Origin of the sequence: Advenella incenata, assembly GCF_004217095.1 — a bacterium.
GTDB classification, from domain to species: Bacteria; Pseudomonadota; Gammaproteobacteria; order Burkholderiales; family Burkholderiaceae_B; genus Advenella; species Advenella incenata.
Window position 1 is genome coordinate 267219 of record NZ_SHKO01000003.1, and the last position, 15599, is coordinate 282817.

The 15599-nt window shown below is 54.8% G+C and carries 16 protein-coding genes; 9 read left to right on the forward strand and 7 right to left on the reverse strand.

The window, feature by feature from the left end; translation table 11 throughout:
* The first annotated feature begins 1 nt into the window (after window position 1).
* Window positions 2-1207 (forward strand): mandelate racemase/muconate lactonizing enzyme family protein, encoded by a 1206-nt coding sequence (locus tag EV681_RS17405; RefSeq protein ID WP_130304734.1) that lies wholly within the window; start codon window positions 2-4, stop codon window positions 1205-1207.
* 32 nt (window positions 1208-1239) lie between these two features.
* Complete coding sequence (locus tag EV681_RS17410) at window positions 1240-2148, forward strand: dihydrodipicolinate synthase family protein (RefSeq protein WP_130304735.1); 909 nt, start codon at window positions 1240-1242, stop codon at window positions 2146-2148.
* A 285-nt stretch (window positions 2149-2433) separates the two neighbouring features.
* On the opposite strand, the gene EV681_RS17415 is transcribed toward EV681_RS17410, so the two are convergent.
* Complete coding sequence (locus EV681_RS17415; RefSeq protein ID WP_130304736.1) at window positions 2434-2688, reverse strand: hypothetical protein; 255 nt, start codon at window positions 2686-2688, stop codon at window positions 2434-2436.
* A gap of 319 nt (window positions 2689-3007) precedes the next feature.
* Here EV681_RS17415 and ehuB point away from each other — a divergent pair, with 319 nt between their 5' ends.
* The 4 genes from ehuB to ehuA all read left to right on the forward strand — a co-directional run bounded on the left by ehuB (window position 3008) and on the right by ehuA (window position 6278).
* A complete protein-coding gene (ehuB, locus tag EV681_RS17420) occupies window positions 3008-3862 on the forward strand; it encodes an ectoine/hydroxyectoine ABC transporter substrate-binding protein EhuB (protein ID WP_242612308.1) in 855 nt (284 codons plus the stop codon).
* 177 nt (window positions 3863-4039) lie between these two features.
* Complete coding sequence (gene ehuC, locus EV681_RS17425; protein WP_128394868.1) at window positions 4040-4711, forward strand: ectoine/hydroxyectoine ABC transporter permease subunit EhuC; 672 nt, start codon at window positions 4040-4042, stop codon at window positions 4709-4711.
* A gap of 2 nt (window positions 4712-4713) precedes the next feature.
* Window positions 4714-5406, forward strand: a complete 693-nt coding sequence (ehuD, locus tag EV681_RS17430) for an ectoine/hydroxyectoine ABC transporter permease subunit EhuD (RefSeq protein WP_128394867.1) — start codon at window positions 4714-4716, stop codon at window positions 5404-5406.
* Between the two features lie 8 nt (window positions 5407-5414).
* The gene (gene ehuA / locus EV681_RS17435) at window positions 5415-6278 is read left to right on the forward strand and encodes an ectoine/hydroxyectoine ABC transporter ATP-binding protein EhuA (RefSeq protein ID WP_278044089.1); all 864 of its coding nucleotides are present in this window, start codon (window positions 5415-5417) and stop codon (window positions 6276-6278) included.
* A gap of 160 nt (window positions 6279-6438) precedes the next feature.
* Here the strand turns inward: ehuA and EV681_RS17440 are convergent, their stop codons facing one another.
* The 4 genes from EV681_RS17440 to EV681_RS17455 form a co-directional block, all read right to left on the reverse strand.
* Complete coding sequence (locus EV681_RS17440; RefSeq protein ID WP_128394866.1) at window positions 6439-7095, reverse strand: nicotinamidase; 657 nt, start codon at window positions 7093-7095, stop codon at window positions 6439-6441.
* Window positions 7095-8048 carry a D-2-hydroxyacid dehydrogenase family protein gene (locus EV681_RS17445; protein ID WP_130304737.1) on the reverse strand — a complete coding sequence of 318 codons (954 nt, stop codon included), beginning with the start codon at window positions 8046-8048 and terminating at the stop codon, window positions 7095-7097. The genes EV681_RS17440 and EV681_RS17445 overlap by 1 nt, the downstream gene beginning before the upstream one ends.
* A 151-nt stretch (window positions 8049-8199) precedes the next feature.
* A complete protein-coding gene (locus EV681_RS17450) occupies window positions 8200-9129 on the reverse strand; it encodes an AEC family transporter (RefSeq protein ID WP_128394864.1) in 930 nt (309 codons plus the stop codon).
* Between the two features lie 8 nt (window positions 9130-9137).
* Window positions 9138-10631 (reverse strand): AMP nucleosidase, encoded by a 1494-nt coding sequence (locus EV681_RS17455; protein WP_128394863.1) that lies wholly within the window; start codon window positions 10629-10631, stop codon window positions 9138-9140.
* Window positions 10632-10883: 252 nt separating this feature from the next.
* On the opposite strand from EV681_RS17455, the gene EV681_RS17460 reads away from it, so the two are divergent.
* Entirely contained in the window at window positions 10884-11723 is an 840-nt protein-coding gene (locus EV681_RS17460) for a mechanosensitive ion channel family protein (protein WP_165393104.1), read from the forward strand.
* A 218-nt stretch (window positions 11724-11941) separates the two neighbouring features.
* Here EV681_RS17460 and EV681_RS17465 read toward each other — a convergent pair whose 3' ends face one another.
* The gene (locus tag EV681_RS17465; protein WP_207227098.1) at window positions 11942-12802 is read right to left on the reverse strand and encodes an RNA methyltransferase; all 861 of its coding nucleotides are present in this window, start codon (window positions 12800-12802) and stop codon (window positions 11942-11944) included.
* Window positions 12803-12913: 111 nt separating this feature from the next.
* Here EV681_RS17465 and EV681_RS17470 point away from each other — a divergent pair, with 111 nt between their 5' ends.
* Together EV681_RS17470 and EV681_RS17475 are read left to right on the forward strand one after the other, a co-directional pair.
* Window positions 12914-13708 (forward strand): inositol monophosphatase family protein, encoded by a 795-nt coding sequence (locus EV681_RS17470; protein WP_128394862.1) that lies wholly within the window; start codon window positions 12914-12916, stop codon window positions 13706-13708.
* A 25-nt stretch (window positions 13709-13733) separates the two neighbouring features.
* On the forward strand, window positions 13734-14591 hold the full coding sequence (locus EV681_RS17475; protein WP_423191224.1) for an undecaprenyl-diphosphate phosphatase: 858 nt from the start codon (window positions 13734-13736) through the stop codon (window positions 14589-14591).
* Between the two features lie 133 nt (window positions 14592-14724).
* Here the strand turns inward: EV681_RS17475 and EV681_RS17480 are convergent, their stop codons facing one another.
* Window positions 14725-15591 (reverse strand): MaoC/PaaZ C-terminal domain-containing protein, encoded by an 867-nt coding sequence (locus tag EV681_RS17480; protein ID WP_130304738.1) that lies wholly within the window; start codon window positions 15589-15591, stop codon window positions 14725-14727.
* Window positions 15592-15599: the final 8 nt, after the last annotated feature.

Genomic DNA, 15599 nt, shown 5'->3' on the forward strand with positions numbered 1-15599 from the left:
CATGCGTATTACAGGTATTGAAACCACAAGACTGACATCCCAGCCTAATCTGATCTGGGTTGAAATAGAAACAGATGAAGGTATTACTGGACTGGGTGAAACCTTTCGCGGCGCACAGGCGGTGGAAACCTATCTGCATTCCATGGCGGCGCCGTTGATTCTGGGAGAAAATCCGCTAGACATCGAACGCCTGCATAAAGTGCTTTTTCGCGGCTATCTGGGGTTCAACGGCAGTGGTGTAGAGAGCCGTGCTGCGTCGGCGATCGATATCGCCCTATGGGATATCTTCGGCAAGGTTACCGGTCAACCCGTGTATCAGTTGCTGGGTGGCGCTTGTCATGAACGCATGCGCGCGTACAATACCTGCGCCGGCGTTGACTACAATAGTAAAAGTATTCAACGTCGGCTGATTGAGCCCGGGGCAGAAAAAATCCGTGGCCGTTATGATGATCAGATTGCTTTCATCGAAGACCCGGCGCAACTTGCGCTTAGCCTGATTGACGAGGGCTTCGGCGCCATGAAAATATGGCCGTTCGATGGCGCCGCCATGGAAACCGGCGGTCAGTATGTCAGTGCACGGCAAATGCGGCAGGGCCTTGAAGTGTTTGAGAAAATCAGGCTTGCCGTTGGTGACCAAATTGAAGTCATGTGTGAATTTCATTCGATGTGGAACGTCACCAGCGCACTGGCCATCGCCCGTGAACTCAAGCAATTTCGGCCCTTCTGGGCCGAAGATCCAATAAAGATGGATAGCCCTGGACTGTTGGCCGATTACCGCAGGCTTGCGCAGATTCCGGTGTGCGGCAGTGAAACCCTGGCGTCTCAGAGCACGTTTCGCGATTTGCTGGCGGAACACGCACTGGATATTGTGATGCTTGATCTGTCCTGGTGTGGCGGCATTAGCGAAGGCCGGAAAATTGCCAGCCTTGCCGATGCATATCAAAAGCCGATCGCGCCGCACGATTGTACCGGGCCGGTGGTGCTGTGGGCTTCCCTGCACCTGGCGCTGGCTTCGCCCAATGCAATTTTTCAGGAAGTGGTGCGGGCGTTTCTTAATACCTTTTATAAAGACCTGGTTACTGAGCTGCCGGTTCTGGATAAAGGATTTCTGTTGCGTCCGGATGCCCCTGGCCTCGGTACCGCGCTGGCACCGACGGTCAAGAGCGATGCGCAGGCATGCATTCGTCGCAGTACACTACCTATTTAACGGTTCAGACAATTTTACTTACGGAGACGGACATGGCAACTTTCGACCGAGCACAGGTGCGGGCTGCGCTTGATGGCATTTCAGGAATTTTGGTTACCCCCTTTGATGACAACGGCAAGATTGAACCGGCGCGACTGCAGCCCATTATCGATAATGCAATAAATGCAGGCATACACATATTGGTGGCCAACGGAAATACCAGTGAGTACTACAGTTTGCGCTATGCGGAAAGCGAAGCCATGGTGTCTGCGGCGGCGGGCCAGATACGTGGGCGGGTTCCGTTGCTTGGCGGAGTGGGGCGCGGCATTGAAGAGGCCTGCGACCTTGCGGCCGCTTCCCGGGCGGCAGGCGCTGATGCGTTGATGATTCACCAGCCACCTGATCCGTTCGTGTCGCCACGAGGCATACTTGCCTACGTACGTCGCATTGAAGAAGCCGCGCAGGGGCTGCCGCTAGTGCTGTATTTGCGTAATGAGGCAATTGGTATGGCGTCGATAGAGGACCTGTGCAGTGTTGACTCTGTGGTTGGTGTCAAATGGGCATCGCCAACGCCTCTTGTGCTGGCCGACGCAATTGCCCGCACGCGGCATCTGGATATAGCGTGGGTAGGTGGCCTGGCCGAGACTTGGGCGCCACCGTTTTACGCGGTAGGCGCCCGCGGGTTTACTTCAGGGTTGATTAACGTGGCCCCCGGCCATAGTGCTGCAATTCATGCTGCGCTTGACAAAGGCGATTACGCTGCGGCAAATCAGTTGATCGCGCAAATGCTGCCATTCGAGCAATTACGGGCAGAAGAAAATAACGGCGCCAATGTGACCGTTGTGAAGACCGCATTACAACTACTGGGCCACAATTGTGGTGCGACCCGACCACCGTCAGCATGGCCCATGAATCCACAGGCGCTTGACACACTCAGGCAATTGTTGAAAATCTGGCAGTAGGCAGCTGCAACCGGCGGGGTCAGCGCTGACCGAGCGGGATGGCTGTCCTGCCTATATTGCATGGCACAACATGGGTCCTGACATGATATGAGATGGTCTGATGGCTGCCGCGACAGCCAGGCAGTAGTGTGGCGTGCGCATATGGCATATCCAGGGTGCCACGCCAACATTGCGACCATCACCAACATCCCCAACATCATGGCCATCGCATATGAAATATTTATGCCTGGCTTGTACTTTTCCCAAAAAAATTGATAGCGCGCCCAGAGATAGCATTTCAATTTATCAGGCACGCTTGCGTCGTTCTTGGCGTCGCACGGCTGTAACTTTTTGTATGAATGAATTTCCAATTCGTCTTGCATGGGAAAATTGCAATTGATCCTGATTGTCGCAATTATCTGTTGAGTTTGGATCAAGCGAAAAAACATTTCCTGGATGAATGGCAAATGCTCGCAATAACCAGCACAGGCCGCTACCTGGTTGGAAAATATAGCCTGTTTTCCCGGCGATTATAAAATTGCATGACCATGGTTTTTTCATTTATAAAACTTATTTCATTTGAAATAAACCTAGGGTTTTCCATGTATATATTTCATCTAAATGACGCATTTTTGAATGTAACGAATATATCGAAATTCATGTATTGCGGTTGTGCTGTACCATTTATTTATGTTACTTCTATAAATGAAGCGATAACCGCTAGCGCAGAAAACACACGCTTCATGCGATGAATTTTATGCATGAAAATGTGCTGTACGCTGCGTTTGAAAGTTATTTCAAATGCAATTTTTATCAGGACGCTTTCCAGATAAAAACTTCAGGATAAATCAACTTCAAGGGGAGTAGAACGATGAATAGAATGCTCAAAACTCGAACCCTGCTGGCTCTCGCTGTAGCAACCGCTGCGGCTTTTGGTACAGCGGCGTCAGCTGCCACGTTGCAGGAAATTAAAGAAAAAGGCGTGGTGCGGATTGCCGTTGCCAATGAAATACCCTATGGTTTTGTCGATCCCACTGGCGAGGCCAAAGGCGCCGGACCGGAAGTGGCCAAGCATATTATGGAACAGCTTGGTGTCAAGGAAATCAAATGGGTCACCACGGGGTTCAGCTCACTTATTCCCGGTCTGAAAGCCGACCAGTTCGACATGGTTGCAGCCGAGATGGCTATCCTGCCCCAGCGTTGTCAGCAGGTGGCTTTCTCTGAACCTAACAGCTCTTATGGCGAAGGCCTGCTGGTTGCCAAAGGCAACCCGGACAATCTGCATAAATATGAAGACTTTAGCAAGTCGGACAAAAAAATCGCCATCATGGCGGGTGCCGACCAGCTGGAAATGCTGCAAAAACTCGGCGTTGACGACAGCCGCATGGTGACTATCTCCAATAATGCAGATGCGATTTCGACAGTGTCTACCGGTCGCGCTGCAGCCTATGCAGCAACCAGTCTGACGGTCAGCCAACTGGCCGACAAGAGTGATAAAGTCGAGCCGGCAGGAAAATTTGAAGATCCGGTGATCGATGGCAAACCGGCACGCAGCTGGGGTGGTTTCACCTTTGATCAAGGCTCGGATGATCTGCGTAAAGCAGTGAACGAAGAGCTGGCCAAGTTCAAGAAAACACCAGAGTGGAAGAAAATTCTGACTACTTATGGCTTTACCGAGCATGATCTGGAAGAGTCTACCAAGCAGACCACAGAACAACTTTGCGCAGCAAAGTAATCAGGATGTAGCGCTTATTAGGGTTATGCAAAAGCCCTATGGCGTGTGCACACGGGTCTGCGAGGCAATTGCAGACCCATCCTTGGCTTGGCGACACCAGCCAGCCGCAAACTCACCGGCTCGTGCAGGCTTGCGCTTGTATCCTTCATCTCATTTCCAAAAAATAAAAGGCGACCGATGGATTGGAATATATATCTGACGCCCCTGTTACAGGGGGCGTGGGTGACCGTTCAACTGACAGTCTATTCGACCATACTGGGTGCGATCACCGCGTTTGTGTTTGGTATCGGCAAGCTTTCAAGCAACTGGTTTTATCGTGGCTTCTCGATCTGTTTTGTCGAGATTTTTCGCGGAACGTCCCTGCTGGTTCAACTGTTCTGGCTGTTCTTTGCGCTGCCGCTATTGGGCCAGGCCCTGGGTCTGGACTTTCGCATGGCGCCGCTGGTGGCCGGGACGCTGGCCTTGGGGTTCAATATCGGCGCCTATGGCGCCGAGGTCGTGCGCGGGGCTCTTCAGGCAGTGCCGCGCTCGCAATTTGAGGCGGCCAAGGCGCTGGACTTTACGCCTCGCCAGACTTTACGGTTTATTTGCCTGCCACAGGCCATTCCGGAAATGATGCCCAGCTTTGGTAACCTTGCGGTGCAAAACCTTAAGGATACGGCGTTGGTATCGTTGATCAGCCTGGGCGATATGGCGTTTCGTGCCGAACAGATCCGCAATTACACACAGGACAGTACGACGGTATACACCATTTTGCTGTTCATGTATTTTGGCATGGCGCTGATTCTGACCGGAATCATGAAATTGCTGGAGCGCTCCGTCGGACGCTGGCGCGCGGGGAGGGCCTGATCATGCTTTTTGGTATTGAATGGGACACCAGCAGCAATTGGGCGTTTGCAGTTTCGATTTTTCCGATACTGCTCAAAGGCTTGGTGGTTACGCTGCAAGCGACCGTGCTGGGCTTTCTCGTCGCTATGGTGCTGGGCCTGATTCTGGCTGGCCTGAAAAGTGCCCGGCTGGCTATCATCTCGTGGCCCGCAAAATTTATCACTGAATTTATCCGTGATACGCCATTGCTGGTCCAGCTTTTCTTTCTTTATTATGTGTTACCCGAGCATGGCATTGTCCTGCCCGCTTTTATGACCGGTGCGCTGGCATTGGGTGTGCAGTACAGCGCCTACCTGTCCGAGGTTTACCGGGCCGGCATCGAGTCCATCCCACGCGGGCAGACCGAGGCGTCCCGGGCATTGGACCTTGCGCCTGTGCGCACGTTCGGTTTCATCATTCTGCCGCAGGCCATCCCGCGCATTATCCCGGCGATGGGGAACTATCTGGTGTCCATCATGAAGGATGTGCCAGTGCTGTCGGTCGTTACGGTGCTGGAAATGCTCAATGTGGCAAAAATCATAGGTGATCGTACCTTCAATTATCTGATACCGCTATCCATGGTGGGGGTCATTTACCTGATCCTGACGATTGTCGCGTCCTATGGAGTGCGATATCTGGACACCCACCTGCCAAAACGAGGAATACCTTTACGATGAATAACCCGATGAATAATGATAATGCGAATACCGCCCCGGATAAGTCGCAGGGCGAAGCAGTTGCGAATGGCGATGAGGCTGCGGCCCGTTCGGATACAGGCGAGCCGATTATTCGCTTTGAAAAAGTGGTCAAGAAGTTTGGCGATGTGACGGTGCTGGACGAACTGGATTTCGAAGTTCGCAAGGGCGAAAAAGTGACTATTATCGGCCCGTCCGGTTCTGGAAAATCTACGGTGCTGCGTATCCTGATGACACTTGAAAACATCAATGATGGCGTCATTTACGTGACCGGCAGACCGTTATGGCACGAAGAAAAAAACGGTGAGCTGGTGCCCGCTGCAGAAGAGCACTTGCGCGAGATGCGCAAGGAAATGGGCATGGTATTTCAGCAGTTCAATCTGTTTCCGCATATGACGGTGCGTCGCAACGTGACTGAAGCGCCGGTGCAGGTGCTCAAGCTGTCCAAAGACGAAGCCAACGAGCGCGCCGACAAGTATCTCGAACTGGTGGGCCTGTCCGATCAAAGCGACAAGTTCCCAAGCCAGCTATCCGGCGGCCAGCAGCAGCGCGTGGCCATTGCTCGCGCGCTGGCGATGCGACCCAACATTATGCTGTTTGACGAGCCAACTTCGTCACTGGATCCTGAACTGGTGGGCGAAGTACTTAACGTGATTCAGCGGCTGGCCGAAGAGCATGATTTGACAATGTTGCTGGTTACGCATGAAATGCAGTTTGCCAAGCAAATTTCCGATCGTGTCTGCTTCTTTGACAAGGGAAAGATTGTGGAACAGGGCACACCCGATGAAGTGCTGGTCAACCCTCAAGAGCCTCGAACACAGGAATTTCTCAAAAGCTTTATCGAACAGCATTGATATCAGGCAGGGCACGGCAACGTGTCCTGCTGCGTATGCGGCGGCTGCCGTTGCTGGTGTGGTGTTGCAGAGAAAGCGCGTTATCGGCAGGACTCATGCCTTTGCAGGCGCTTTGCGCTCAGGTTCGTGCGGTACGAGTCCGATTCGCCCGCTGCAGATTTTAAGGGGTGCCGGTCAGGTTATCGCTGTACACGATTCGGATGTCCTGTTCCAGCAGCGCCTTGCGCGTGTTCGCATCCGTTTGCGCGGTAACCGGGGCGGTTGCATCCCATATGACAAATGTATTGAAGCCGGCCGCCCGCGCGTCCTGCGCAGTCCATAGTACGCATACATCTCTTGCCAGGCCGCCAATATACACATCCCGTACCTGACGATCCTTCAGCCAGCCGGCAAGGCCGGTCAGCGGGCGTTCGCCTGCAGGGTTGTAGTTTTCGCAAAACGCGCTGTACGAATCAACAGCTGGATCGGTGCCTTTGCGTACGATGACACTCATCCTGTCCCAGTCGATGGCGTCATGCAGTGCTGCCCCATTGGTTCCCTGCACGCAGTGATCCGGCCATAGCACCTGGGGATGGCCGTAAAGCGCAATGCTGTCAAAGGGTTTGCTGCCACTGTGCGATGAAGCAAAGGAAATATGGCCGCCTGGATGCCAATCCTGGGTGGCGACATAATGGGCAAAACGATTCTGCGCCAGAATGGTCTGTATGGGTGCGACAACAGCATCTGCCTGTTCGCATGCGAGTGGGCCGCCCGGCATGAAATCCGGCTGGAGATCGACCAGAATAAGTGCGCTGTGAGGCAATATGCTGTTTTTCATTACTCGTTTTCGTCCAGCCACTGGATCAATTGGTGTTGCACATTGATCGAAAATTTTTGGTATACCTGTTCACTGACAAAGCCCATATGCGGCGTCAGCAATAGGTTGGGCAACGCCAGCAACGCGGGGTTGATGCCTGGTTCATCATCAAAGACATCCAGTGCGGCAAACCCCGGGCGGCCCTGTTGCAGTGCCTTGACCAGAGCCGGCGTGTCGATCAGGCTGGATCGCGATGTATTGACCAGCAGGCTGCCCGGTTGCATCAGCGCCAGCGTGTCGCTGTTGAGCAGCTTGCGCGTAGCATCCGAGACAACAATATGCAGCGACACGACATCGGAAGTCGACAACAAGGTTTCCAGTGATACGCTGCTTGCGTCCGCTTCGCGGGCACGTTCTGGGGTCATGTGCGGACTCCAGGCCTGCACTTGCATGCCGAAGGCGCGACCGACGGCTGCCATGCGCTGGCCGATATGTCCAAGGCCGATCAGACCCAAACGCTTGCCTTCCAGTACTTCGGGCAGATGCTGGCAGATGGCGGGCGTACGCCACAGCGGTTGTTGCGGGCTAACCAGCAGGTCTGGAAGTTTTTTGGCAGACGCCATAATCAGAGACCAGGCCAGCTCGCAGGTGCTGGCTTTTGACGGACCGAATTCGGTCGCCGTGACCTTGATGCCGACCGCTTCGGCTGCCTGCTGATCAAGCGTGTTGTTGCGGGTGCCGGTAAAAATGATGCGTTTCAGATTGGGCAATTGCGCGATCAGCGACTTGGGAAAGGGTGTGCGGTCGCGCATTAGTACAATACATTGCGCCTGGGCCACTGCGGCCAGCAATTGCTCGTCGCGCAAGCGGTCGTGATGGATCGCTAGTTGACTACGGTTTTGTATGTCGGACCAATCTACCAGACGGGCCAGCCCGTGTTCCCAGTCATCCAGTATCACAATTGAAGGTTTCATGTAATGCTCCGCAAATAGGGCAATTGATGCATGCGTTGCGCCAGTGGGCGGCAACCATAGCTTTTACGGTCAGTAAAAAACAGTATATTACCTTGCCGCCCGGCACCGTGCATGCGCACAGGGTGGGAACGATAATTCGGCCGCCAGGCGCCTAGCCCTGAAACCAGGCCAGCAGCACAGAAACGCTGATGACCGAAAGTACCGTTGAGATAAAGATGGATTGCGAAACCAGTTGCGTGTCACGCTGGTACATGGTGGCCAGCATGAAGGGGCCGGTGCCGATAGGCAGGGCGGCAAGCAGTACGGCCGCTTCGCGTTGCACCGGCGGCATGTCAAAGACGATAAAGGCCAGGAATGCCGTGGCAGCCGGCAGAAACAGCATTTTCATGAAAAGCACCGCGCCCAGTGCCGGGTGCGGACGGATACTGCGCGTTTGCGCCAGGAACAGGCCAATGGTGACCAGGGCGCAGGGGCTGGCCGAACTGCCCAGCAGGCGCGTCAGTTCCGCCAGAGGCGCCGGCAACGCAATGCCCAGGCCTGATAAGGCCATGCCTGCCACGGGTGAGACAATCAGCGGATTTTTTGCCAATGCAACGCCGGTATGGCGCAGGCTGGTCCATACAGTGCCATGCTTTTTCAGTCCGGTTTCCAGGCAGACGATGGACAGGGCAAACAGGACGCAGGCGGTCAGTATCATGGTGATAATGACGGGTATGATACCGGCCTGACCGTAGGCCAGCATGCATAGCGGCAGGCCCATATAGCCGGCATTACTATAGGACGCCGACAGGCTGGCCACACTATTGTCCGGCAGACTGAAACGGCGCCGCTGCCAAATCATGAAGATAAAAAAGGTGGCCAGCATGCCGCCGGTACTGGCCAGGATGAATGGAATCTGGTTCAGTTCTTCCCAACTGACCGTGGCCATGGCATGAAACAACAGCGCCGGCAAGGCCAGCCAAACCACATAGCTATTGAGGTGCTGGCTTGCCTGATCCGACAGGACCCGCCGGCGAGCGGCGATGTAGCCGGTCAGAATCAGCGCAAAAACCGGAAAAGCGGCATTGATAACGGAATTCAAAATACGGTTTATTTAAAAGCGGTTTCGATAAAGCTGCGCAGTTTACGAGAATGCAGTCGCTCCCGGGGCATTTCACGCAGTTTTTCCAGCGCTCGCATGCCGATGCGCAGATGCTGGCTAACCTGCTTGCGATAGAAGTCCGAGGCCATGCCGGGCAGCTTTAATTCGCCGTGCAGGGGCTTGTCGGACACACAAAGCAGTGTGCCGTACGGGACGCGAAAGCGAAAACCGTTGGCTGCGATGGTCGCCGACTCCATGTCAAGTGCAATGGCTCGCGATTGAGAGAAACGCTGCACCGGTTCATGCTGATCTCGCAACTCCCAGTTACGATTATCAATGGTGGCTACGGTTCCGGTACGCATAATACGTTTAAGTTCCCAGTCAGACAGCCCAGATATTTCTTCGACAGCATGTTCCAGGGCAATCTGGATTTCCGCCAAAGGAGGGACAGGCACCCAAAGCGGCAAGTCGGCATCCAGTACGTGATCTTCACGCACATAGCCGTGCGCCAGCACATAATCGCCCAGGCGTTGCGTGTTGCGCAGTCCGGCGCAATGGCCCAGCATGATCCATGCCGATGGCCGCAGTGTTGCGATGTGGTCGGTGATGGTCTTGGCATTGGACGGCCCCACGCCAATATTGACAAGGGTGATGCCGTTGCCATCCTCGCGTTTCAGGTGATAGGCTGGCATTTGCGGCAACCGTTGCAGTCTCTGTGACGGATTCGGCTGTCCCTTGCGCGTAATGTGGTTGCCCGGCTCGACCAGCGCCGTATAGCCCGATGATTCATCCTCGATCAGTTGCGCGGCCCGCTCAATAAACTCGTCGACGTAAAACTGGTAATTGGTAAACAGGACAAAATTCTGGAAGTGCTCCGGCGCGGTTGCGGTGTAGTGCTGCAGCCTGTGCAATGAGTAGTCAATACGTGGTGCGGTAAAGGGCGCCAGCGGCCCCGGTTGGCCAGGTTCTTCACGCAAAGTGCCATTGACGATGGCATCGTCCATGACGGCCAGATCAGGGACATCGAAGAAATTGCGCAGTGAAGAGCCGATCGTGTCGGCATAGACGCCTTCAATATACTGGCCGCCGGTAAATGCGAAATGCAGGGGGATGGGAATATCGGATTCGCCGATCTCCACTGGCAATTGATGGTTTTTCATGATCAGCCCGATTTGCTCGAGCAAATAGCTTTTGAACTGTTGGGGCTGGGTGATCGTTGTCTGATAAAGACCGGGTTCGGTGGTATGCCCGTATGACAGACGTGAATCGACTTCCTGATGGTCGGGCACATGCAGGCGAATAGCGGGGTAGCAGGCGCGTGTGCGTTGGTCTGACCGGTTCTCGCCGCTGATGTAGCGGTAAAAGGACTCGCGGATGAACAGTGTATTGCGCTCGTAGATGCGCAGCAGTTCTTCGAAGGCCAGGACCGGGTCACGAAAACTGGAAAAACCGATTCTTTGTGGAGAATGAAAGGTAGAGGGCGTACTTTGCTGTGTGTTCATGGATAAGCGCTGATTGTTATGGTCGTTGACGAAAGCGGGCCATATTGCCATCTGATCCCATACGAAAGCTTTGCTGTCGGCAAATAAGGGGCCGGAAAGTGGTGTCGCTTTGCTGTCCTGAAGTATATTCTGTCATTATGACACGTTAAAATCCTGACATAGCGAATGCCCGCTATCGGTGTGGGCCTGTCCGACAGCGTACCGGCCATCAGCCAATTGCGTTTTCGAAAAATCTGTAAGAGAGTGATTTATATGGATATCCAACAAATCGAAAGTTTCTGGCCCTTTGTACAGCGCTTCGCTGTTGACCTGGTGGTCGCCTTTGTCATTCTGGGCATTGGCTGGACCATTTCCCGGTGGCTGGGCAATATGGTGCAGCGCCTGAGCGCCAGATCAGAAAAAATCGATCCCACGATCATTCCCATGTTCCGTACGGTCGTAATCTGGAGCGTGCGGATCTTTACCATCATCGCAGTATTGTCGCAATTCGGTGTGCAAACGGCCAGCCTGATTGCGGTATTGGGCGCCGCTGGCCTGGCTATCGGCCTGGCTTTACAGGGCACGCTGCAAAATATTGCAGCAGGGATCATGCTGCTGGGTTTGCGACCCCTGCGAGTGGGGGAGAGCGTGACAGTGGCTGGGGCCATTTCTGGCACCGTCGACGAAGTCGGGCTCTTTCTGACGCGGATTGTGCAGGCTGACGGCGTACAGGTAACGGTTCCCAATAGTACGGTCTGGAATGGAACGATCATCAATCTGAGTCGTAATCACAACCGTCGCATGGACGTGCCTGCTTATATTTGCTATGGCGACGACGTCAACCGGGCGATCGAAGTGCTGCTCAAACTGGTCGACGAACAACCGGGTGCCATGAAAATGCCTGCGCCGTCCGTTTTCGTGGGCGATCGCAAGGACGGCACCGTCACCCTCACTGTGCGCGTCTGGGCCAGTGCCGACAACTTCACCAATCTGCAGAATGATCTGAACCGCCAGGTGCAGATGCGACTGAAAGAAGAAGGGTTTGAAAGCCCGAGCCCGTTACGGGTAGCTGTGCAGGCAGTGGCCCCCAACAATCAGAATGGCGTCAAATAGCCACCATTGACCATCGGACGCCGGCGCCGTTGGCATGCCAGGCGGTGCGCCGCAGCGGGGCGTGCTTACTTTTGCCAGTCAGGGTGGTTAATGCTGCGTTATTGCCCCGAAGGGCGGGATTGGCGCAGGAAGTTCTCCTGTATCCCCACATCAGGAGCCCGCGCTGTCACGCCTGCACTGAGCCCCATTCGCCGGGCTACCTTGATCGTCCAGACAGCTTATGGCCGATAGACTGTTTTCAGAATATTGGTACACACCCCCCGCATCATATCCACTTCTTCCTGGGTCATATGGATGCGTGTAAACATATAGCGCATGCGTGGCATCAGTTTTTTCGGATGATTGGGATTGAGAAAATCGATCCCAATCAGTGCGCTTTCCCAGTGATTGATGAACGCTTCCACTTTTTCGGCCGGTGCATAATCGCGATCAGCGATGTCTGTATAGCCTTGGGCGGGCGTCGATAGCAACCGGTCGGGGCGATCGGTCAACTCCTGCGTCACTGTCGAGAGCGACTGGCTGGCAGCAGCCGGCGCCGTTGTGCTGATATGTCGGGCGGTCGGCGGCGCCTGCATGGCGTAGTTCAGTTCCCAGGCTGCCAGCAACAGGGCTTGTGAAACGTTCAGGGAGCTGTACGAAGGATTGGCGGGGATATGGCAGATGCGATGGCAGCGACTGATATCGTCATTGTCCAATCCCGTTCTTTCTGTTCCCAACACAATCGCAATACGCGTATCGGTGTGATTATTCAGATGCGTTCGCGATAACTGGGCTGTCTGGCGAATGTCCAGCGAAGGCGGGCCCATGTCGCGGGTGCGGGCAGTCAGGGCAAAGGCCAGGGTAATGCCGGTCAGGGCCGTGTCAAGGTCGGGTGCGATCTGCGCCGTCTCCAGGATATCGGCGGCCCCGCTGGCCAGTGCCAGGGCTTCCTCATGGGCCAGGATGCCGCTATCTTTCGGATTGACCAGAACCAGATCGCCAAATCCCATGTTTTTGATAGCTCTTGCGGCAGAACCCACATTGCCAGGGTGGGTCGGTGACACCATGATAAAGCGGACCCGGGTATGTAGCGGTGACATAAAATTCCTTCGAACGGCATGAATATGGACAGAATTGATGGGATTTGCAGAAGTCTGCTTTATTGTCCATTAAAATGCTTATTTTACTACTCAACCGAAGTCTGGAAAGCTATGCACCCCATGCTCACCATCGCCGTACGTGCTGCCCGCCGTGCCGGCGCCATTATCAATCGTGGTAGTCTCGATCTGGATAAAGTCCAGATTGCACGCAAAGGCCCCAACGATTATGTTACCGAAATTGATCGGAACGCAGAACAGGCAGTGATCGAGGTGTTACGCGACGCTTATCCGGACCACGCTTTTCTGGGCGAGGAATCGGGCCATATCCCGGGCCCCAAGGATAAGGACAATGAAGTGCCGGAGTATCAGTGGGTGATCGATCCGCTGGATGGCACCACCAATTTCGTACACGGGTTCCCCAATTACGCTGTCTCCATCGCCCTGTTACACAAGGGTGTCGTTACGCAGGCCGTGGTCTATGATCCGGCCCGCAATGAAATGTTTACTGCCACTCGTGGTGGTGGCGCCTTTCTGAACGACCGCCGGGTGCGTGTCGGCAGTCGGACCCGCTTTTCCGACGCGCTGATCGCCGGCCGTTTCCCTTCGGTTTCTGGTTCCAATCGTACCGGCGCCGAGCGCTATTACGGGCTGGTCGACGACTGTTCCGGCTTTCGCCGCCTTGGCGCGACGGTACTGGAGCTGGCTTACGTTGCCGCCGGTCGTTTCGATGGCTATTGCGGGGTTCACCTCAAGCCCTGGGACCTGGCGGCAGGTAGCCTGCTGATTCTGGAAGCAGGCGGGCTGATTGCCGATTTCGAAGGGGAACAGACCTGGCTCAAAACCGGCAATGTGCTGGCCGCCAGCCCCAAAATCTTCACTCAAATGCTGATTTCGCTGAAGCAGTAAATTGTTGTCCGGTTCGGAGCCCGTCATTATGGATCAAGTGTGGTACCTGTTTAAAGCCGTTGTTCTGGGTATTGTCGAAGGGATAACCGAGTTTCTGCCGATTTCCAGCACCGCCCATTTGCTGATCTTGGGGGACTGGATCGGCTTTGACTCCGGGCAGTTCAAGGTGTATGAAATCGTAATCCAGCTCGGATCCATTCTGGCGGTGATGTGGCTGTACCGGCAGCGCCTGCGCGAGATTATCGTGGGCACCTTCACCGGTAACCGGACCGAGCAGCGCTTTACCATGAATCTGATCATTGCCTTTTTGCCGGCGGCCATTATCGGCCTGCTGCTGATCAAGCATATCAGTCAATTGCTTGATGGCAAGTTCATGATTTACGCTTTTACCCTCGTGGTGGGCGGCATCATTATGCTTTGGGTGGAACGGCGTCCCTCAATGGCCAAGCACACTACCCTGCAAGAGCATGAGCTGGCCCATCAGACAAGAAGCCTGGAAGATATCACCTGGAAACAGGCGCTGGTCGTGGGGTTTGCTCAATGTCTGGCCATGATTCCGGGGACCTCGCGTTCGGGCGCAACGATTATTTCCGGCATGATGGCCGGCATTCACCGCAAGACAGCGACCGAGTTTTCCTTTTTCCTGGCCATGCCAACCATGATCGCCGCCACGGTACTGAGCTTGTACAGGCACGGTGGCCAGTTGAGCCAGAGTAATCTGCTCGCGGTCGTGCTCGGCTTTGTTGCTGCCTATATCAGTGCATTGGTTGTGGTGCGCGCCCTGATGCGATTTCTGTCCAGTGCGTCCTATCGTCCTTTCGGCTGGTACCGTATCGTCTTTGGTATTGTCGTTGCACTATGGGCCTGGAACCAGGTAGCCTAGTTCTTATCGAACCCGCAGAAAATGAGAAAATGCCGGTATTGCCCGGCATTTTCTCATTTCATTGTCTGTAATCCGCTGTGATGCACGACGCTGCGGCCTATTGCAAGCGTGATCATGTCAGAGCCATCGCAGGTTAATGCCCGCTGCGCAGTGCGGCATAGCCGTTACTGAGCACAACAACGTTGCGCTCCTGGACGCTGGCCTGAAAGTGAATCTGATCCGCGCCTTCGCGCCAGATGTCGCAAACCAGTGTTTCACCGGGATATACTGGCGCTGAAAATCGGGCATCGAAACGGTATAGCAGGGCAGGGTCGTTATCGCAGCAGTCCTGTACAACCGCTCTGGCGGCATGGCCGTAAGTGCACAGTCCGTGCAAAATTGGCCGTTCGAACCCGGCGGCAGCGGCTGTCTGCGGGTCAATATGCAGCGGATTCGGATCTGCATTCAGGCGATAGAGAATGGCCGCATTGGGTGCCACGGCAATCCTGCGCTGATAATCGGGCGCACGCCCAGGCGCCTTCGGCAAGGCAGCCACGGGGGCATCACCCTGTCCGAATCCACCATCTGCACGGCAAAATGTAGTCTGCTGGACGGTGGCCACAAGCGTATTGTCTGCATCGTACATATTGCGCTCTGCAATGACCAGTGCGCCTTTGTCGGCACCCTTGTCGATCACATGCGAAATATGTGTCGTGCCGGTCAGTACGCCTTCGGCCGCCAGTGGCCTGTGCCAGATACTGCGTTGCTCACCATGCACCAGTTTGACCCAGTTGATCCCGGTTGCCGGGTCTTGCATCCAGAAGCCCGGGTAGCACAGAATGCTGCTCATCGTGGGAAATGCCTGCAGCTGTTTTTCATATACAAATTGCAGTTGTGATGGATCGAGGGGGTCTGCGCCCAGGCCGATACCTAGCGCGTACAGTATGCTGTCGCGCTGCGTATAGCTGTGACGGGTATCGGCAAAACGCCAGTTCTTGATCCGTTCGTAGTCCAGTGGCATGTGGCTGC